The organism is Embleya sp. NPDC055664, assembly GCF_053618075.1.
Genome location: NZ_JBSHGZ010000012.1, coordinates 193,854 through 213,375 on the forward strand (window position 1 = coordinate 193,854; position 19,522 = coordinate 213,375).

Sequence of the window (19,522 nt, forward strand, 5' to 3'; positions counted from 1 at the left end):
CCGGTCGGCGGGCGATGGTGGGGGCGGCCGATCGTCATGCCGACGCGACGGACCCCTCGACACCCGGCCGCCCGGGCACGACGTTGGCGTCGCCGGCCGTGCCGGCGCCCGTTGCCGCGCTCGGCTCCGCACCCGCTCCGGCGTCCGTGACCGACCCCGGGCCGGCGTCCGCGGTGGACTCCGCGCCGGTCTCCGTGGCCACGCCGGCGTCCGGGGTCAGCCCCGACCCTGCACCCGCGGCCGAACCCGACCCCGCATCCGGCGCCGCGACCGAGCCGGCGTCCTTGGCCGATCCCGGCCCCGGCCCCGCGTTCGCGGCCGGCGCCGGTCGGCGGCCCAGCATGTCGATCGTGTTCAGTGCCCGGTTGCCCGCGATGACCTTCGTGAAGCTGACCCGCTCACTCGCCGCCGTCAGGCCGACCAGCACCGCCGCCTTGGTCAGCAGTCCTGTCCGGGACGCGCCCGCCGCCAGGGCCACCCCGAGCGCCGCGCCCAGCGCGTTCGCGCCCGCGTCGCCGAGCATCGCCTGCTCGCCCAGGTCCTCGGGCAGCAGCGCCGCCGCCGCGCCCACCGGCGCCGCCGCCAGAGCCGCCGCCGCGCCGCCCCGTACCAGCCCGGGCGCGCCTGCGATCAGCACCGCCTTGGCCGCCCGCCCCGGACGCAGGTCGAACAGGTTGATCAGATTCGCGGTCCCGGCCACCACCACCGCGGCCAGCAGCCGATCCACCGGATGCCGCTGAACCAGCGCGCCCGCCGCAAGCCCCGCCGCGCCCAGCCCCACGATCTTGACGCCCCCGCTGGTCACTTCGCCCTTGGCGAGCGCCCCGAGGTGGCCCTTGAAGCCGCGCCGGTCGGTCGACCCGGCCAGGTCGTCGTACGTCCCGAACCCGGCCCCCGCGACCGCCGCCAGCGCACCCGCCGCCCGCCACCGCCCCGGTACGCCCGGAGCGCACGCGGCGGCCACGGTAGCGCCGATCGCCGCGGCCGGCCCCTCCAGCAGGGTCAGCGTCTCGCCCCGGTGGTTGCGCCGCTCCCAGAGGGCGGCGCCGCCCGGGGCGCGGCGGGTCAGCGCGGCGTACGCGGTCCGGGCCGCGCCGGTCGCGGCCAGGCCGGTCACCAGCCGACCGGCTCGACCCCGACGGGACACGGCGCCCCCCGTACCGGCGCCCGGCGTCACGGCGGCCTTCGTCACGGCGTCTCCTTCTTCGGCAGCTCCGGCAGCGGACCGTCGGTGGTGCCCGTCGTCCCGTACTGACCCGAAATGCCCTGCTTGTCCTCGACCACCAGGGACCACACGACCGCGACCTGACCCACGGGCGTGTCGGCGGTGTCCACGGTGGAAACGGCCTTGGCTGTTTGATCGTTACGGCGCAGCGCCCAGATCGCGCCGTTCTCCTGCGCGGCGGACGCGGTGCCGGCCATGACCGTACCGTTGCCGCCGCCGTCCAGCGCCCGGGCGAGCGCGAGGTACGCGTTGTTCGTCCGTCCCGGGTCGTCGCCGGAGGTGGCTCCCGAGGGCGCGATCACCACGACCATGTCGGCGCCGACGGCCGGATTGTCCTTGACGTCGATGAAGCCGGCTTCCTTGAGCCGGGTCAGCGCCTCGGCCGCGGCCTGCGCGTTGTGTGTACCCGGCGTGGTGGTGCCCGTCCCGGGCTGCTGGCCCGTGTTCGCCCCGCCGGCGGGCGGCGCCGAGGTGGTCCCGCCGGCCCCGGCGGACGCGCCCGACCCGGGCGTCCCCGTCGCGGGCGTCCCGGAGGCCGGCGCCCCCGTGGCCGGCGCCCCGGACGCGGGCGGCGTGGTCGAACCGCCGGGCGTACCCCCCGACGTCCCGCTCTGTATCGGCGGCGTCTTGTCGGTGATCGCCCCCGCCAACACCTTCGCGGCCCGCTCGGTCGCCGACCCGGTCGGGAACGTGAGCGCGTTCGTGCCCAGCGCCGCGACCAGTTCGTTCTCCCGCTTGGGGTCGGTCCACTGCCCCTTCACCGACACCTGGCCGGTGACCGTCGCGGACGCCCCGTCGAGCAGCTTGACCGTGCTGTCCGCCAGCTTGGTGTCCGCGCCGGGCAGCGCGACCACGACCGCCTTGTGCCCGGCGAGCCGGCCCTTGGTCAGCTCGGGCCCGACGGTGCCCATGATGCCGTTGAGGTAGCGCTGACCGGCGTTCGCCCGGTCGACTTCGCGACGCAGCCCTTCGTTGTTCCGGGCGAGGTCCTGAACCGACTGGTCGAGCCCGGAGACGGCGGCCTCCTTGAGGAAGGACGCGCCGAGGACGAGCCCGACCGACAGGGCCAGGAAGACCGCGATGATGGAGACGACGTGGTATCTGAAGTCGATCAACTGAACAGTCCCTGGAGCCAGTAGACGAAGGCGTCCCACTGTGCCCCGAACACGTGGAAGTACGCGCGCCCGAGCGGGGTCACCCGCACGGTCACCGCGATCGTGATCAGCGCGGCGAGGCACAACATGAGCAGCGAAGTCGTGGAGATGCGGCTGCGGTACAGACGGCTGACGCCCTTGGCGTCCACGAGCTTGCCGCCGACCCGCAACCGGGTGAGGAAGGTGCTCGCCATGCCGGCCCGGCCCTTGTCCAGGAACTCGACGAGCGTGAGGTGCGTACCGACCGCGACGATCAGGCTCGCGCCGCCGTCGTCGGCGAGCAACATCGCGATGTCCTCGCTGGTCCCGGTGGCGGGGAAGGCGATGCCCTCCACGCCCAGTTCGTCGAGGCGTTCCATCCCGGGGGCGCGGCCGTCCCGGTACGCGTGCACGATGATCTCCGCGCCGCAGCGCAGCGCCTGGTCGGAGACCGAGTCCATGTCGCCGACGATCATGTCCGGCTTGTAGCCGGCCTGGAGCAGCGCGTCGGCGCCGCCGTCGACGCCGATCATCACCGGGCGGTACTCGCGGATGTAGGGGCGCAGCGCGGCGATGTCCTCGCGGTAGTGGTAGCCGCGCACCACGATGAGCACCTGGCGGCCGTCGACCCGGGTGCGGATCTCGGGGACGCCGACGCCGTCGAGGAGGAGTTCGCGCTCCTCGCGGATGTACTTGAGGGTGTTCTCGGCGAATGCCTCGATCTGCTCGGACAGCCCGGCGCGGGCCTTCTCCATCGCGGCGGCCACGGAATCCGCGTCGAGCAGCGTGCCGACGGCGATCGGGTCGTCGCCGCGATAGAGGACGTTGTCCTCCACCCGGACCAGCTCGCCCTCGCGGATCCGGTCCAGCACACTGCCGCCGACCTCGTCCAGGAGCGGTACGCCGGCCTCCACGAGCAGTTGCGGCCCGATGTTGGGGTAGCGCCCGCTGATGCTGGCGGCGGCGTTGACCACGGCGGCCGGGCGGCACTTGACCAGCGCCTCGGCGGCGACCCGGTCGAGGTCGACGTGGTTGATGATCGCGATGTCGCCGGGGCGGAGCCGCTTGGTGAGGTCCTTGGTACGCCGATCGACCCGGGCGAACGAGCCGGTGTCCTCGGTGTGCCGTCGACGACGAAGCGTGGGGATCCTCACCGGCGCAATCCTGCCATGCACGAAATTCTCCGGCGGCCTCCGGCCGCTGTGGAAACGGCCCTGCGGGCCGGGGCGGCGGCCTCCGGCCGCTCACCTCGCTGCGCTCGTCGATCCCCGGCCGACGACGACCTCGTGGGCGCTGACGCGCCGACGGGTGGCCGAATTCGCAGCGGCCCCGGGGTGATGCGGGGATGCCTGGTCGGAGTCGGAGACTCGCGGCCCGGCACGATCCGGCGCTGTCCGACACCGTCCGGCGCGGGCGCGGGGGTGTGAAATCGGAGCGGGGCTGTTACAGAAGGCGTCGGCCGCTTCGGGAGGCCCGGATCGGCGGCGGGGAGGGCGAACCGGGCCAAAGCCGCAAGCGCGTCCTCGGCCCGGGGGTGGGGCGGCAGGCGGGCGGCGCCGGAGGGCCACGCCGAGTGGGCGACGCCGGGGGCGACGCCGAGGGCCACGCCGAGTGGGCGACGCCGGGTAGGCGACGCCGCGGGGGCGACGCCGAGGGCCACGCCGGGGGCCGCGCCCGAGCCCGAGACGCGCCCGCGCCGGGCCGGCTCGCCGCGAGCCGCGAGCGCGTCGCGCAGGCGCCTCCGGGCTACCGCCCCGTTGGCGTCCGGACGACCGCCCCGTCCCCCATCCGGGGGACCGGCTTCCACATTCGCGCCGACGCGCCACACGGGCCGCCGCCGCGAGGGTTGCGGTCATGGAAACCCCGGCGCTCACCGACCCGACCGCTCCACGATCCGCCTCGCCGACTCCCCGGTCGCCCGGGCAGCCCGCGGCACCCGCACCGGCCGCACCCGCTCCTGGGAGCGCACAGCCCACACCGGCCCCACCCCCATACAACCTCCGCAAACGCCTCGCCTGGTTCGCGGTCGCCGCCTGCTCCCCCTACCTGACCCTCAAGCTGCTCTGGGTGCTCGGCATCGACGTGGGCGTCGTCCACCCCGACGACCTCGACCGAGTCCAGTGGGTGGCGGCCAACGCGTTCACCTTTCTCCTCGATGCCATCGCCGCGCTGATCGCCTACACCCTGGCCCGCCCCCGCGAGGTCCGCGTCCGGGCCTGGCTGATCCTGCTGCCGCTGTGGGTCGCGTCGGGCCTGCTCGTGGTGATCATGCTGGTCGTGCCGGCCGACCTGCCGAGTGCGGCGGTCGGGCTTACCGGCAACCCGTTCGCGGGCGACGACTTCCTGCGCCCGTGGGTGTACGGCGTGGTCTACGGCGGCTTCATCGTCGAGGGCGCGGTACTGCTCGCCGCCTTCACCCTGTACGCCCACGAGCGCTGGGGCGCGCTCCTGCGCACCCGGGTCCGCGCGCTCCCGGACCCGGCCGGCACCCGCGACGCGCAGCGCTTCCTCGGTACGGCCGCCGCCGCGCTGCTCGGCTTCGTCGGCGTCGCGCGACTGGCCTGGGGGCTGGGCGCCGACGTGGGGATGAGCGAAGGCTGGATCGCGGACCGCGACGCGTCGGGCCGATGGATGGACGGCGTCCAGGGCGGCCTCGCACTCGTGGGCGGGGTGGGTCTGCTCCTGCTGGTGTATCGGATCGGCGGCGCCCGGGTGCGCGGACCGCTGGCGATGGTCTGGTTCGGTGCGGGCAGCGCGTTCGGGTGGGGTGGCTGGATGGGCCTGATCAGCGCCGGCGCGGCGCCCGGCAGTCGGATGGCGGAGCGCACATCCGCGCTTCTGCACCTTGTCTACACTGCCGAAATGATCACCGGTGTCCTGGTCCTGACCATCGGCTGGTTCTTCCTGAGCGAGTACACCGGCGGCACCACGCTCCCCGAGCCGACCGTCCTCGAACTTGCCACCGCGACCGCCCCTGCCCCCGCCCCGCGGGCGACCTGATGGTGCGTCGCCTCACCCGCCGGCTGCTCGGTCGGCGGGCCCGGCTGCGCTGGGTACATCTGGTTCTGGGCGGCGCCCTGTTGACCCCGTTCCACCTCGCCGCGCTCACCGTGCTCACCGCGACCGGACTGCCGCGCGACACCCCGGCGGAGCCGCTCACCTCGCAACTCCTGGCCTTGGCCCTGGCGTTGCCGTTCGTCGCGGCGGCCGGCCTGGTCCCGCTGGTGCGCACCCTCGAAGGCAGCGCCGCGCGGGTGTTGTGCGCGCCGACCGGCGAGGTACTGAGCCTGCCCGCGACGAGCGCCGCCGCCCGCCGACGGGCCGCCGCGTGGTTCACCCTGCACGCGCTCGCGGGCGGCGTGGTGGCCGGCGTGTCGCTGGCCGCGCCCCCCGGCGGGCTGGTCCTGCTCCTCCTGCCGCTCTTCGCGAACCTGGCCGACGTCTTCGGCTGGGCCGAACCGGCGACCTCACTCCCCCTCGCGTGGGCCCCGCTGGGCCTCGCCCTGATCCTGCTCCCCCTGCCGGTATCCGCCGCCGCCGGCGCCTGGCTCGCCCGGATCGCCCCAATCCTGCTCGGCCCCACCCCCGCCGACCGCCTGGCCCTCGCCGAGCAGCGCGCCGAACGCCTCGCCGAACGTGCCCGCATCGCCCGCGACCTGCACGACTCGGTCGGCCACGCGCTCAGCGCGGTCGGCATCCAGGCAGCCGCCGCCGGCCGCCTGCTGGACCGCGATCCGGCCTTCGTCGCCCGCGCGTTGACCGCGATCGAGGACACCGCCCGCGACGCCGTCGCCGAACTCGACCACGTCCTCGGCCTCCTGCGCGAGGAGACCCCCGAACCCGCCACGCCCGTGCCCTCGTTGGCCAACCTCGACGAGCTGGTCGCCCGCACCCGCGCAGCCGGCGCCGACGTCGACCTCCGCCTCGACCCGGCCGACGGCGTCGCGGCGCTGCCCCGCCTGGTCTCGCGCGAGGCGTACCGGATCGTCCAGGAGGGCCTCGGCAACGTCCTGCGGCATGCGGGCGAGGTGCCGGTCAGTCTGCATCTCCGAGTAGCGCAAGGCGAGTTGACGATCGACCTGAACAACCCCACCACCGGCACCCGACTCACCCGAAACGGCGGCGGACGCGGCCTGCGCGGCACCGCCGAGCGCGTCGCCGTACTGCGTGGCACCTTCACCGCCGGTCCCCGCGACGGCCGTTGGCACCTCAGCGCCCGAATACCCCTGGAAGGCCACCCGTGAGCACCCACCCGACCCGCGTAGTGATCGCCGACGACGAGAGCCTGGTCCGCGCGGGCCTGTACGCGATCGTCGACGCCGAACCCGACCTGACCGTGGTCGGCGAGGCGGCGACCGGCGCGGAGGCGGTGGATCGGGTCCGCGAACTGCGGCCCGACGTGGTGCTGATGGACGTCCGGATGCCCGACCTGAACGGTATCGAGGCCACCGCACGCGTCCTGCGCGAGTCGCCGAACCCGCCGAAGGTGCTGGTGGTCACGACGTTCGAGAACGACGAATACGTCTACGACGCGCTCCGCGCCGGCGCCCACGGCTTCCTCCTGAAGCGGGCCCGCGCCGACGACATGGTGCACGCGATCCGTACCGTGGCCCGAGGCGACTCGCTGCTCTTCCCGGCCGCCATCCGCGACTTGGCCCTCGCCCGCACCCAAGAGCGGGCCCACAACGCGGAGTTGCGCACGCGCATCGCCCGGCTCACCCCGCGCGAGCAGGAGGTCCTGCGCCTGATCACCGCCGGCCTGGCCAACACCGAGATCGCCGAACGCACGGGACTGGGCCCGGAAACGGTCAAGACCCACGTGGCCCGCATCCTCACCAAGCTCGGCGTCCGCGACCGCACACAGGCGGTGATCGCCGCGTACGAAGGCGGCTTCACGACGACGGGTCGGGGCGGGTGGGGGTAGGCCGGCCCACGTGCACCCGTCCCGACCGCCGACTATGGCGCTGCCTACGGCGCCGCCGAACCGCGCGGCCCGTCATCGAACGTCGGCCCCTGGCTCCTCGGATCGTCGACCAGGCGCAGCAGCCGGACCGGTGAACTCGACGGGCCGATGCCGGGACCGGCAACTCTGCTCGGTCCTACTCGGTCCGCAGCGCGGTGGCGGTCCGGGTCTTTGCCGCCCAACCGGCCGGTAGCAGTGCGCCCAGCAGGGCGATGACGATCCCGCCGGCGAGCAGGGGGATGAGCAGCCCTGCGGTGTAGACGTGGGACACGCTCGGCGGCAGGTGCCGGCCGATCGCGTGCCCCATCGCGGTCAGCGTCGCCTTCTCCACCGCGACCCCGAGCGGAACCCCGATCAGCCCGGCGATCAGGCCGGTGACGGACACCGAAGTGAGCACCATCGCAATGGTCTGCTTGGGCGTCATCCCGAGGGCCTTGAAGATCCCCAGGTCATGAACCCGCTCCCGGGTGTCCTGCACCACCGTGCTCAGCACCCCGAGCGCGGCGACCGCCACCATCATCAGCGTGAGCATGGCCACCAGGGTGCCCATGATGAGCACCACAATGGCCTTGCCCCCGTTCGAGATCGGCCGGACCGAGGCATTCAGCGGGGTCAGCGCGGCGGCGGCCGAGGCGGACCAGTGCGAACCGCTGACGTTCGAGGCCAACTCGACGTTGAACTGCTCGATGTGCGGGTCCAGGCCGGCGGCGGTGAAGGTGGCCGCATCCGTCATGACCGTATAGTCGCCCACGTTGGTGTCGAAGTTGATACCGACGACCTTCAGCGGCAGTTGCCGGCTCTGCTGCACCACGGTGACGTTGTCACCGACGTGAATCCCCGCCGTCGTGGCCAGCTTGTCGCCGACCACGGCCTCGCCGGGCGCCGAGAACCAGCGGCCGGACAACAGTTCCATGCCCGTCCAGGAGAAGTCGCCGGTGACCGAGAACACCGTCGGAGGTTCGCCGCCGGGCGGGGCGCCGACGATGGTCGCGCCGCTCTCGCCCCAGCCGAACGCGGCCTTCGTGCCCGGGATCCCGGCAAGCGCGGCGGCCACCTTGGGGGCATCCAGGTGCGGCCTGCGCGGGTCGTTGGGCCCGTAGAGACCCCGGGGCACGTCTGCGTCGGCGGCGGGTTCCACGACCTTCGACCCGACGTTGAAGCCGGCGGTGCTGCTGTCCAGATACTTGTTGAACCCGGACTCCAGCCCCACCGCGAACGTGACACTCACCACGCCGAACAGCACCGCCGCACCGACCAGTACGGCCCGGGCCGGCCGGGCGAACGGCTGGGCCAGCCCCAGCGACACGGCCCGGGGCAGCGGCAGCCGCGCGGCCAGACGATGCGCCGCCTGGCCGCGCCCGGCCTTGGGGGCGCGGCCGACCACCAGAGCCCGCACCGCCGGCATCCGGCCGGCCCGCAGCGCCGGGACCAAAGCCGTGACGCCGACGATCAGCAGCGTGCCCAGCGGCACCACGGCGCTGACCCACAACGGGATCGTGGCACCGGCCCCGCCGAGCTGCTTGCCGGCCCCGTCCAGAATCGGTACAGCCAGGAGGTTGCCGAACACCGTGCCGAGCACCACACCGAGTATCGCGGGGATCATGGCCTGCGCGGTGTAGGCGCGGGCCACCTGCGAAGGGCTGAAGCCCAGCGACTTCAAAATCCCGATGCGCCGGATTCCCGAGGCCACAGCCCCGCTGACCACGATCGAGATGATCAGCACCGACATCGACATCCCGAGGATCCCGAAGGCGATCAGGAACGGCACGTAGGCCTTGGCGTTGCCGGTCGCCTGCTGCTCCGCGGTCAGGTACGACTGTCCGGCCTCGACCGAGCCGGCCGGCGCGGCGGCGGCGATCGCCTGCTTGTCGGCGGCGATGTCGGCGTCGGTGCCGGCCTTGGCGAACCGGTAGAGCATCTGCTCGTCGGACTTGGCCCCGGCGGCGGTGAGCCGCGCGAAACCGTCGGCGGTGGCGAAGGCGGTCGCGCTGCTGGTCACCGAGCCGCCGAAGCCGACGACCTGGAACGACGGCTTGCCCGGCAGGGAGGAGAACACCACCGAGGAGCCGAAGCAGGCGTAGGCATAGTTCTGCGCCGGCAGGGCGATCTCGTCCGGGCCGGCCGGCCAGCGCCCCCGGGTCAGCACGAGTTGGTCCATCCCGGAGGTGCTCCCCGGGTCGGGCCGGGTGGTTACGGTGATCGGATGGTTGTCGCGACCGGCGAAATCCTTCTTGGGGCAGTCCGTGCCGACGATCGTGTCCAGGGCGGCGACGACCGGGTAAGGTCCGGCCGCCTCGGTGACGCCGGCGGTGTGCGCGGTGGCGGCGACCTGCGCGGCCGTGGCCTTCGAACTGTCGAACTGAACCGCCAGGTGCGCCCCGTTCCGGGCCTTGAAGGCGTGCTCGAACGGGGCCTGCACGACGGTCAGCAGACCGAGGCAGAGCACTGACGACGTCACCGTGGCGAACGTCGTCAGAGCCATGACGAGGGACTGGAGCCGGCGTCGGCCGACGCCGGAGCGTACGACCTTGCCGAGCGCGCTCACCGGCTCACCGCCGGCAGCATGCGGGCCATCGCGTGGAATCCGGCCTCGAAGAGGCGCCGGGGCATCGGCGGCTTGCGCAGCGTCATCCGATCGCTCCCGCCGGACGGGTCGGCGACGTGTGGGCGGCCGGGCCGGCACCGCTGCCGTTGTTGACGACGTCCCGCGCGACCGCACCGTCCACCAACTCGATGGTGCGGTGCGCGGTGACGGCGGCCAGCTGCACATCATGGGTAACCAACAAGATGGTCTGCCCTTCGTCGTTCAGGTCCATCAGCAGCCGACGCACGTCCTCGGCCGAGCGCGAGTCCAGCGCGCCGGTCGGCTCGTCGGCCAGCAGCAGAGCCGGCCGGTTCATCAGGGCCCTGGCCACCGCCACCCGCTGCCGTTGCCCGCCGGACAGCCGCTGCGGGTAGGCCTCGGCATGCCGGTCGATGCCCAGCGAACCGAGCAACTCGACGGCCCGCCGCTTCGCTTCGCCCTTGCCCATCCCGGCCAGCTGCGCCGGAACCATGACGTTGTCCGACACGGTCAGGTCGTCGAGCAGATTGAAGAACTGGAAGATCATGCCGATGGAAGCCCGGCGGTACTTCGCCGAACCGGCCTCACCGAGCCGGTCGACGCGGATGCCGTCGACGGTCACGGTGCCACTGGACGGCTTGTCCAGACCGGCGATCAGATTCAGCAGCGTGGACTTCCCGCTGCCGGAATGGCCGAGGATCGCCACGCACTCACCGGACGCCACGGACAAGGTCACACCGGCCAGCGCGGGCGGGCCGTCGTCGTACTTCTTCATCGCGTCTTGGAGAGCGATCATCGGCGGATTCGTCATGGCCATGAACCTAGGAACGGGCCGGGACGCCTCGCGTCGGCCGACGGATGTCACCTCTCCCGAGGTCATCGGCCCGGCGGTGTACCCGCGTACATCCCCGGGGCGACGCGCGGAGCCGACGCCACTGAATACGATCTCCGTGTGGAAGAGCTTCTCCGGCGTCTGTCGACATCGAAGCGCGTGACCTGGCTGATGTCACAGGGCGTGGTGCTGGCGATCGCCGGCATCTACATGCTGATGCTCGCCTTGACGACGCCGAGCCCTGACGACGGCCTGTTCCGATTCCCCGACCTCGGGCGCTACGAGACGACGGGTCTCTGCGTCGTGCTCGCCCTTCCCGTCCTGCTGGTGCGCCGTATGCCGGTGGCCGTCTTCGCGACGGTCCTGGGCGAGTCGGCCCTCGGCGACATTTTCGGCGCGCGGCCCTTGGCCGTGTTCATCCTGCTCGTCGCCTTGAACGGGTACATCGCCGCCCGGCGGCCGAAGGCTGCCGCCATCGGCTCCGTCGCGGGCGTCGTGGCCGCGTTCGTCAACGACCTCCCCATCAGCGGGCACTCCGTCGGCGACGCGCTCCAGTGGGCCGGGTGGCTCGCGTTGTGGTTCGCGGTCGCGTGGGTCTTCGGAGGCGTGTATCGCAAACGCCGTGAATACCTCGGAGCCCTGGACGAACAGACCGCGGCCCACGCCGTCATGGCCGAGCGGCTGCGGATCGCCCGTGAACTGCACGACAGCGTCGCGCACAGCATCGGGATCATCACGGTGCTGTCGGGAGCGGCGGCGCGGGTCGTGGAGACCAAGCCCGAGCAGACGCGGCAGGCGCTGATCGGCATCGAGACCACGAGCCGGGAGACGCTGCTCGGGCTGCAGCGCATGCTCGGGGCGCTACGCCGCGCCGAGCCGGACGACGCCATGCCGCAGGCCGCCCCGCTGGCGCCGGCCGGCAGCCTGGCCGACGTCCCGCAGCTGGCCGAACGCACGGCCCACGCCGGAGTGCGGGTCCACGTGACCTGGCGGGGCGAGAAGCGTCCACTGCCGCAGGAGATCGAACTGTCGGCGTTCCGGATCATCCAGGAGTCGGTGACGAACGTGGTGCGGCATTCCGGGGCGCGGATGTGCCGGGTCGCGGTCGGTTACGAGCCGGAAGGAGTGAGCATAGAGGTGGTTGACGACGGGGACGACGGTCTCGGCGGGCCGGGCCGTCCGAGGCACTCCGCGACCGGTGGGAGCGGCTTCGGCCTGCTCGGTATGCGCGAGCGAGTGACGTTGCTGTCCGGCCAGTTCAGCGCCGGCCGGCGTCCGGAGGGCGGATTCCGGGTCGCGGCGAGGCTTCCGGCATGAGCGTGCGAGTGCTGCTGGTCGACGACCAGCCGCTGATGCTGGTCGGGCTCGGGATCCTGATCGGCGACACCGACGACCTGGAGGTGGTCGGACAGGCCGGCGACGGCCACGAGGCGGTGCGCCTGGTGCGTGAGCTGCGGCCGGACGTCGTGGTGATGGACATCCGGATGCCGGGCATGGACGGGATCGAGGCGACCCGGCAGGCGACCGCGGAGCCGGACCCGCCCAAGGTGCTGGTGCTGACGACGTTCGACGACGACGAGTACGTCTACGGCGCACTGCGTGCCGGGGCCGGCGGATTCCTGCTCAAGAGCATGGCCCTGGACGCGATCCTGGACGCGATCCGCGTGGTGGCGGCCGGCGACGCGTTGATCGCGCCGAGCGTGACCCGACGGCTGATCGCGGACTTCGCCGGAACGTCCGGCCCGGCGGCCCCCGAACCGGACACCGAGCCCGCCACGGACTCGCGTCTCATCGCGGGGATCACCGACCGGGAGCGCGAGGTGCTGGCACTGGTCGGACAGGGACTGTCGAACACCGAGATAGCCGAGCGGTTGGTGATCAGCGCGGCGACGGCGAAGACGCATGTCGCGCGTCTGTTCGCCAAGCTCGCGGCCCGGGACCGCGTCCACCTGGCGATCATCGCCTACGAGACCGGACTTGTGCCGCGTAGATCTGCCCGCTGATCCGCTGTACGACACGCTCGGCCACCACCGACTCGTCCCGCTCGGCACGACGAGCGGCGATCGGTTCCGGCATCACCGCATCCGACATAGGACCGAGCGTAGGAACCACGCCGGCCCACCACGGGCCGGAGCCACCACGAACCACGTCCGGATCCCGAGGCACCTCAAACACTCCCACTTCGCGCTGACCTGCGGTTTTCTCCCACACCGAGACCACGGCACTCCACGCCATCCGGTTTCGTGAACTCACGCCCCGCACACGCCCACCGCACCTCGCGATGCCCTGCCCGCCCCACCCGGAAAGGCTGCCTGGAGGACTCGACCCGATCTCGCTCGCTCCCCCGGTGTCAGCCTCGCTCCCACACCGCCCAGAGCCCTCGCCGCCCCGGGAGCCAACAGCGGCACCGGCACCGGCCGCCTCGTGGCGCGAGCCGACCGTCGGCCCGTCGATGCCGCGCATGCAGCGGCAGCGCAGACCGTCGGATGTTCGGCCATCGAGGGAATAACCGCCTCAGCCGGTTCGTTGGGCCTCACCATGAAGGCTATGTGGGGGTGCGCGTGAAGGTCGGGGACATCGAGGTGATCCCCGTGCGAGACGGGGTCGGCGTGGAGGTGGCGGCGGACATCCTGAGTCGGCCCGGTGTCGCCGACGCGTGGGCGTGCCATGCCGAGCACCTGGGCCCGGACGGGACGCTGGAGCTGCCGCTCGGCGGATTCTGCGTGCGGACCGGCGAGCGGATCGTGCTCGTGGACGCGGGCGTGGGGGATGTGGACGACGGCAAGTACGCGGGCGGAAACCTGCTCGGCTCCCTGGCCGCACACGGCATCACCCCCGCCGATGTGACCGACGTGGTCTTCACCCATCTGCACTTCGACCACGTCGGGTGGGCGAGCCACGACGGGCGGATCGTCTTCCCGAACGCGACCTACCGGTTGCATCGCGCCGACTGGGAACACTTCGTGACGGGCCCGACCGCGAACGCCGGCGCGATCGACAAGCTGACGCCGATCGAACCCCGACTGGAGCCGTTCGACGGTGACTTCACGGTCGCGCCGGGCCTGGACGCCCGGTACGTCCCCGGTCACACCCCCGGCTCGACCGTCTATGTCGTCTCGTCCGGCGGGGAACGCGCCTTGTTGTTGGGGGATGTCGTGCACTCGGTGGTGCAACTGGGCGAGCCGGACTGGCAGGTGGTCTTCGATATCGATCCGGTGGCGGCTACGGCCGTGCGCAACCGCATCGCCGACGAGGTTGCGGACACCGAAGACCTGGTGATCGGCGCCCACTTCCCGGACCTGCGCTTCGGACGGGTCGTACGCGCGGGCGGGCCCCGTCGCTTCGTGGCGGTCTGAATTCACAAGGCCAAGGGTTCGCGCGGTCCGGTCGGAGGGGCCGAGTCGGGAACACGACCGGGTCGGCAATGAGTTCGGACACGGGGGCGTCGTAGAGAGCGCGGTCCGACCAGCGGCGGACGGTCAGGATCGGTCCCTCCTCGGCGACTCGCACGCCGATGACCTCACCGCTGTCGCGCCGGCGGGTCTCCGCGCGACGTACGCGGGAGCCAACCTCGAACGTCGGCCCGGCCGGGGCCCCTTGCGGTGGGGCTGCATATTCGACGGGCCCGTTCGCGGGCGCGATGCACAGGCGTTCCCCGGTGCGCCCGCGCAACTCCCCATGATCGCCACCGATAAGCTGCCCCCACTGTGCGGGCTCGGGGTTCGCCCGGGCACCAAAGGAGCACCAACCGCATGATGGGACCGGCCCATTCGCTGTCCGGAGCCTGCGCCTGGATGGGCGTCGGAGCCGCCGCCGACGCCTACGGCCAACCGATGCCCTGGCCCGTCCTCGTGGTCGGCGGCCTGATCTGCGCCGGCGCCGCGCTCGGGCCGGACCTGGACCACAAGGCCGCCACCGTCTCCCGCTCCTTCGGGCCGATATCCATGGTCCTCTGCGGCGTCGTCGACGCCCTCGCGAGCGCCACGTACAGGGCCACCCGCATGAAGGGCGACCCCCGCCGCAACGGTGGCCACCGCACCCTCACCCATACCTGGGTCTGGGCGGGACTCGTCGGCGTCGCCGCCTCGGCCATCTGCGCCTACGGCGGCCGGTGGGGCGTCCTGGGCGTGCTGTTCGTGCACATGGTCCTGGCCATCGAGGGGCTCCTGTGGCGCGCCGCCCGCCTGCACAGCGACATCCTCGTCTGGCTGCTCGGCGGAACCAGCACCTGGATGCTCGTCGAAATCCTCAACCGCCCCGGCAACGGCTCCGATTGGTTCTTCACCGGGCCCGGCCAGGAGTACTGGTGGGTCGGCCTCCCGATCGCCCTCGGCGCCCTCACCCACTGCATCGGCGACGCGCTCACCGTGTCCGGCTGCCCGATCCTGTGGCCGATCCCCATAGGCCGCAAACGCTGGTACCCCCTCGGCCCCCCGAAGTCCATGCGCTTCCGCGCCGGCGCCAAGGTCGAAGTCAAGGTCCTGATGCCCCTGTTCATGGGCGCCGGCGGCCTCGGCGCGGTGGCCGCCCTCGGCTACCTGGGCTGACGACGCGCCGACGTCATGCCGCCGCCAGCGCTTCGGTGGGCGCCAAGTGGGCCGCCCGCAGCGCCGGATAGAGCCCGGCACAGACGCCGACGACCAGGGTCGCGGCGAGGCCGCCGGCCATGGCCCAGGGAGGTACCACGGCGGGCCAGTGCCGGTACGTGCTGTATCCGACCGTCGCCGCGGAACCCAGGAGGATGCCGCCGGCGCCGCCGAGGATCGACAACAGCAGCGCCTCGGCGAGGAATTGCGTGCCGATGTGGCCTCGGGTGGCACCGAGTGCGCGGCGCAGGCCGATCTCGGCGCGGCGTTCGAGGACGGAGATCACCATCGTGTTGGCCACACCGACGCCGCCGACGAGCAACGCGACCGAACCCAGCCCGACCAGAAGGCCGTTGAGTGCGTCGTCGGCCGCCTCGCGGGCGGCCAGGGCGTCGGAGGGGCGGGACACCTCCACCTCGTTCGGGTTGGCCGGATTGGCGGTGGCGCCCAGGACTGCGGCCACATCGGCGATCGACGCATTGTCGGCGCGGGTGTAGACGGTGGTCGGGTTGCCGTCGAAGCCGAGGTCGCGCCGGGCCTCGGGCCAGCCGACGAGCGCGGCGGTGTCGAGTTCGCCGGCCAGCGGCGTCGGGGCCAGGATGCCGATCACGGTGAACCACCGTCGGCCGAGCCACACTTGCACGTCGGGCCCGGGGGCCCGGACGCCCAGTCGCGCGGCGGCGACCGGCCCCAGCACGACCGCGGGGTAGCCCTCGTTCGCCGGATTGAGCCAGGTCCCGTGGGCGAGGGATGTGCCGACGGTCGCGGGTAGATCGAGGCGGGCGGCGTATACGCCGATGCCGCCGGATTCCTGCGACGGGATGCGGTCGTTGCGGTAGACCTTGGCACCGGTCTTGCCGATGGCGGATACCGCCTCCACCGGGCCGATGCGCGCGACCATGGCGACTGCGTCGGGGGGCAGTCCGGCGGCGGCGCCGGTGGCGGTCTTCCCGGGCGCGGCGGTGAGGAGGTTGGTGCCGAGGGCGTCGAGGCGGCGGTCGAGGTTTTCGCGCCCCGACGCCGATACGCCGACCACGGCGATCAGCGCCGCGACGCCGAGCGCGATGCCGAGCGCCGACAGCAGGACCCGGGTCGGACGGTTGCGCAGTCCGGCGCCCCCGACACGCAGGACATCGGCGGCTTTCATGCGAGTCGGCCGAGGCTGTGACCGCGACCACGACCGAGACCGGCCTGCCGGTTGGGCACCCGGAACGCGAGCGAGGCGTGTTCGGCTCATCGAATGGCCTCCACATCCGCCACATCCGCCACATCCGCCACCCCGTCGTGCACGATCCGGCCGTCCTGGAGCGCGATCCGGCGGGGCACTGCGGCAGCGATGTCCTGGTTGTGGGTGATGATCACCACGGCCGTCCCGTCGCGGTGGAGTTCGCGGAGCAGTTCCGTCACGACCCGGCCGGAACGGGAGTCCAGGGCACCGGTCGGTTCGTCCGCGAGCAGCAGGGGAGGATCGCCGAGCACGGCGCGGGCGATGGCCACCCGCTGCTTCTGTCCTCCGGACAGTTGGTGGGTGTGGTGCCCGACCCGGTCGGCCAATCCGACCCGGTTCAGCGCCTTTTCGGCAAGTTCGCGGCGGCGTCGGCGGGCCACGCCCCGATACAGGAGGCCGTCGGCGACGGCATCCAGAACCGGACCCGGAGGCAGGTGGAACTGCTGGAAGACGAAGCCGATGGTGGTGGCGCGAAGGGCCGACAGTCGGCGATCGGTGAGGCTGTCCAGGTCGTGTCCGGCGATGCGCACCCGGCCGCGGCTCGGCCGGCTCAGCGTGCCCATGATGGTCAGCAGCGTGGACTTGCCGGACCCCGAGGGGCCGACCACCGCCACCAGTTCCCCGGGCACGACGGTGAGGTGCGTGGCGTCCAGGGCGGTGACGGTGCCGTAGTCCTTACGAGCGGCGACGAGTTCGACCAGCGGAGCGGGCGCGGTCATCGGGGCACCACCACGGCCAGGCCCTGGGCGATGTCGGGACCGGATACTTCGACGCGACCGTTGACGAACATGCCCAGCGTCACCGGGCGATAGTCCCCGGGGCTTCCGGGGGGTCCGGTGCCGACGACCTCGATCGCGTAGCCACCCTCACGCAGTGCCACCAGCGCATTGATGGGAACGGCGAGCACGTTGGACCGGGTTTCGGCAACCAGGGTGACCTCCACCGGCGCTGCCTGGAAACGACCCAGCCTGTCCTGCTGCGGGACGGCGAGGGCAACGGGGAGGGTGGCGTCCTGGGGCCGGGCCGAAGTCCCGTCGGCGGGGCGACCATTGCCCGCACCGCCGGCTCCGGGCGGGGCCGAGGCCGCGGTGCCCACGTCGGTGACCTGGGCCTCCGCGGTGGTCCCGTCGGGCAGTTTGACCGTGGCCTTGGTGCCGGTTTGCACGAGGTCCTCGTACTGGACGTTCAGGTCCACGGCAACGGTGCGCTCGGTGCCGGTCCAGGTCAATACGGGACCGGCCGCGGCACGGCCGGGAGTTGCGGCGACCGTGGCGACGCGACGGGCGCCGGGGGCGACGACCGCCCGGCCGGGCCCGAGGATGCCGGTGTCGGGGATACCGAGATCCCGCTGCCACTTGCGCACGGCATCGGCCGTCCCGGAGGTGTAGTGGTCGTCGACGGTGAACCCGGTGTAGCCGAGAGCGGCGAGGTTGTCCTCGACGACTCGAACGTCCTGACCATCCATGTCCGCGGACAAATCCCGATACAACGGCGTCGAGCCGTACAGCAGCGGCACGGGTTGTTCGTCGACCGCGTACACCGGCTTGCCGCGTTCCACAACGGCCCCGGGAGCGGGCAACCAGGTCAGTCGTCCACCGCCCGTCTGGCCATCGACGATCTGCCGCTCAACCCTCCGCCCACCGGCGGCCTGCCCACCACTCGCCTGTCCGCCGCCGGTCGACCCACCGACCGTCTGCTCGTGACCGGCCGGGCCGCCCGCCGTCTGCCCACCGCCTGTCGCCCCACCGCCCGTCGCGGCACCGACCGTCTGCCCACCGCCTGTCGCCCCACCGCCCGTCTGCCCACCGGCCGTCGCCCCACCGCCTGTCGACCCGCTGACCGTCTGCCCACCCGCCGTCTGCCCATCACCGGTCGACCCGCCAACCGTCTGCCCACCGGCCGTCGACCCACTACCAGTCGACCCACCGACCGTCTGCCTACCGGCCGTCGACCCACCGATCGTCTGACCACCCGCCGCTTGTTTGCCGCCCGTCTGCCCCCCGACTGTTTGTCCGCCGGCCGTCGACCCACCACCCGTCGAGCCGCCGCCCGTCTGACCACCCCCCGACTGCCCGCCCACCGAAGGGTGTTCGACCGAGGTGGCAGCCCCATAGCCCAGCGTGCCCGGCACCGTCTGGGACCGGACGAGGGTCACCCGTTCGACGGTCGCCGTCGCGGGCCGCTCGGCGGCGGAAGGGTGGCGATCCGCCGGCGCCGCACCGATGACGCCGGTCGCCACCGCACCCGCCGTGCCGACCCCGGCCACGATCGCCGCCGCCACCATGCCTCCCCGGAGCCGGCGGTTCACTTCGCACCGCCGGCAGGTGCGCCGGCCTGGCACTTCTGCATCGCGGCGGCGAACCCGGGCGCACCGGTCGGGAACGAGCTCTTGTCGAACCCGTCCGGGCCCGGGTCGTTGAACGCGATCCCGGCATCACGCATGCACCGGGCCAGTTGCCGCATCGCCTCCAACTGCTTCTCGGTCGGCTTCGAGCCGTTGGTAACGGACTGCGGGGCCCGGTCCCGGCACGCCTGCATGGCCTTGCGTACGGTCGGCGCGTCCGCGCCACCGCGCAGGGGGCCGAGGTCGAGCTTGCCGGTGTTCGGATCAGGGTCCTGGACCGGGACGCCGTTGTCGCGCATGCACTTGGCGAAGTCCCGGGCGCGGGCCGTGTCGTCCCGCCCGTCCCCGGTCCCGGGCGCGTCGGCGGTGCGCTTCGTTCCGCCGTCGGCACTGGCGACCTTCCGGCCCTCCGAGCCCCCTCCGCACGCCGCCGTGGCCGGCAGGAGCACCACGACCACCGCAGCCGCCGCGGCGGCCCGAAAGCGCCGAGCGCGCGGTGGGCGCCGCCCCGCCGGCGGTGTCGGGTCCGATACCGGGCGGGCGGGCCGTGCAGGCGTCAGGGATCGCATCGTCGGTGCTCCTCGTTCGGTGCCGCCGGCGGCTGTCGCCGGGCACGCAGGAGATCCTGTGCGTCGCGCCTCGGGAGGA

The 19,522-nt window shown here is 72.9% G+C and carries 17 protein-coding genes; 7 read left to right on the plus strand and 10 right to left on the minus strand.

Annotated features, from left to right (window positions below; genetic code table 11):
• Positions 1 to 34 precede the first annotated feature (34 nt).
• From ACWGR4_RS21830 to steA, 3 genes are read right to left on the minus strand one after another with little or no spacing between them, the layout of a single operon-like run.
• Positions 35 to 1,192, minus strand: coding sequence for a hypothetical protein (locus tag ACWGR4_RS21830; protein ID WP_452131492.1), 1,158 nt, complete (start codon positions 1,190 to 1,192; stop codon positions 35 to 37).
• Entirely contained in the window at positions 1,189 to 2,340 is a 1,152-nt protein-coding gene (locus tag ACWGR4_RS21835) for a copper transporter (protein WP_452131491.1), read from the minus strand. The genes ACWGR4_RS21830 and ACWGR4_RS21835 overlap by 4 nt, the downstream gene beginning before the upstream one ends.
• Positions 2,337 to 3,512 (minus strand): putative cytokinetic ring protein SteA, encoded by a 1,176-nt coding sequence (gene steA, locus ACWGR4_RS21840; RefSeq protein ID WP_380008513.1) that lies wholly within the window; start codon positions 3,510 to 3,512, stop codon positions 2,337 to 2,339. Before steA ends, ACWGR4_RS21835 begins: the two co-directional genes overlap by 4 nt.
• 700 nt (positions 3,513 to 4,212) lie before the next feature.
• Between steA and ACWGR4_RS21845 the strand changes: the two genes are divergently transcribed.
• From ACWGR4_RS21845 to ACWGR4_RS21855, 3 genes are read left to right on the plus strand one after another with little or no spacing between them, the layout of a single operon-like run.
• Entirely contained in the window at positions 4,213 to 5,358 is a 1,146-nt protein-coding gene (locus ACWGR4_RS21845; protein ID WP_452131490.1) for a hypothetical protein, read from the plus strand.
• Positions 5,358 to 6,602 (plus strand): sensor histidine kinase, encoded by a 1,245-nt coding sequence (locus ACWGR4_RS21850; protein ID WP_452131489.1) that lies wholly within the window; start codon positions 5,358 to 5,360, stop codon positions 6,600 to 6,602. Before ACWGR4_RS21845 ends, ACWGR4_RS21850 begins: the two co-directional genes overlap by 1 nt.
• Positions 6,599 to 7,282 carry a response regulator transcription factor gene (locus tag ACWGR4_RS21855; RefSeq protein WP_452131488.1) on the plus strand — a complete coding sequence of 228 codons (684 nt, stop codon included), beginning with the start codon at positions 6,599 to 6,601 and terminating at the stop codon, positions 7,280 to 7,282. Before ACWGR4_RS21850 ends, ACWGR4_RS21855 begins: the two co-directional genes overlap by 4 nt.
• 175 nt (positions 7,283 to 7,457) lie before the next feature.
• On the opposite strand, the gene ACWGR4_RS21860 is transcribed toward ACWGR4_RS21855, so the two are convergent.
• Both ACWGR4_RS21860 and ACWGR4_RS21865 read right to left on the minus strand, forming a co-directional pair.
• Positions 7,458 to 9,866 carry an ABC transporter permease gene (locus ACWGR4_RS21860; RefSeq protein ID WP_452131487.1) on the minus strand — a complete coding sequence of 803 codons (2,409 nt, stop codon included), beginning with the start codon at positions 9,864 to 9,866 and terminating at the stop codon, positions 7,458 to 7,460.
• Positions 9,867 to 9,948: 82 nt separating this feature from the next.
• Positions 9,949 to 10,695 carry an ABC transporter ATP-binding protein gene (locus ACWGR4_RS21865; RefSeq protein ID WP_452131486.1) on the minus strand — a complete coding sequence of 249 codons (747 nt, stop codon included), beginning with the start codon at positions 10,693 to 10,695 and terminating at the stop codon, positions 9,949 to 9,951.
• Positions 10,696 to 10,836: 141 nt separating this feature from the next.
• Here ACWGR4_RS21865 and ACWGR4_RS21870 point away from each other — a divergent pair, with 141 nt between their 5' ends.
• The 4 genes from ACWGR4_RS21870 to ACWGR4_RS21885 all read left to right on the plus strand — a co-directional run bounded on the left by ACWGR4_RS21870 (position 10,837) and on the right by ACWGR4_RS21885 (position 15,263).
• On the plus strand, positions 10,837 to 12,033 hold the full coding sequence (locus ACWGR4_RS21870) for a sensor histidine kinase (protein ID WP_380008531.1): 1,197 nt from the start codon (positions 10,837 to 10,839) through the stop codon (positions 12,031 to 12,033).
• Positions 12,030 to 12,719, plus strand: coding sequence for a response regulator (locus tag ACWGR4_RS21875; protein ID WP_452131485.1), 690 nt, complete (start codon positions 12,030 to 12,032; stop codon positions 12,717 to 12,719). The genes ACWGR4_RS21870 and ACWGR4_RS21875 overlap by 4 nt, the downstream gene beginning before the upstream one ends.
• 558 nt (positions 12,720 to 13,277) lie before the next feature.
• Positions 13,278 to 14,072: an MBL fold metallo-hydrolase gene (locus ACWGR4_RS21880; protein WP_452134227.1), complete on the plus strand. Its 795-nt coding sequence runs from the start codon at positions 13,278 to 13,280 to the stop codon at positions 14,070 to 14,072.
• 396 nt (positions 14,073 to 14,468) lie between these two features.
• Positions 14,469 to 15,263, plus strand: a complete 795-nt coding sequence (locus ACWGR4_RS21885) for a metal-dependent hydrolase (RefSeq protein ID WP_452131483.1) — start codon at positions 14,469 to 14,471, stop codon at positions 15,261 to 15,263.
• A 13-nt stretch (positions 15,264 to 15,276) separates the two neighbouring features.
• On the opposite strand, the gene ACWGR4_RS21890 is transcribed toward ACWGR4_RS21885, so the two are convergent.
• The 5 genes from ACWGR4_RS21890 to ACWGR4_RS21910 all read right to left on the minus strand — a co-directional run bounded on the left by ACWGR4_RS21890 (position 15,277) and on the right by ACWGR4_RS21910 (position 19,443).
• Positions 15,277 to 16,449, minus strand: a complete 1,173-nt coding sequence (locus ACWGR4_RS21890; protein WP_452131482.1) for an ABC transporter permease — start codon at positions 16,447 to 16,449, stop codon at positions 15,277 to 15,279.
• Positions 16,450 to 16,535: 86 nt separating this feature from the next.
• The gene (locus tag ACWGR4_RS21895) at positions 16,536 to 17,249 is read right to left on the minus strand and encodes an ABC transporter ATP-binding protein (protein WP_452131481.1); all 714 of its coding nucleotides are present in this window, start codon (positions 17,247 to 17,249) and stop codon (positions 16,536 to 16,538) included.
• Positions 17,246 to 18,088: a peptidoglycan-binding protein gene (locus ACWGR4_RS21900; RefSeq protein ID WP_452131480.1), complete on the minus strand. Its 843-nt coding sequence runs from the start codon at positions 18,086 to 18,088 to the stop codon at positions 17,246 to 17,248. The genes ACWGR4_RS21895 and ACWGR4_RS21900 overlap by 4 nt, the downstream gene beginning before the upstream one ends.
• 26 nt (positions 18,089 to 18,114) lie before the next feature.
• Positions 18,115 to 18,642, minus strand: a complete 528-nt coding sequence (locus ACWGR4_RS21905; RefSeq protein WP_452131479.1) for a histone H1-like repetitive region-containing protein — start codon at positions 18,640 to 18,642, stop codon at positions 18,115 to 18,117.
• 192 nt (positions 18,643 to 18,834) lie between these two features.
• Positions 18,835 to 19,443, minus strand: a complete 609-nt coding sequence (locus ACWGR4_RS21910) for a hypothetical protein (protein WP_380008561.1) — start codon at positions 19,441 to 19,443, stop codon at positions 18,835 to 18,837.
• Between the last annotated feature and the right edge of the window lie 79 nt (positions 19,444 to 19,522).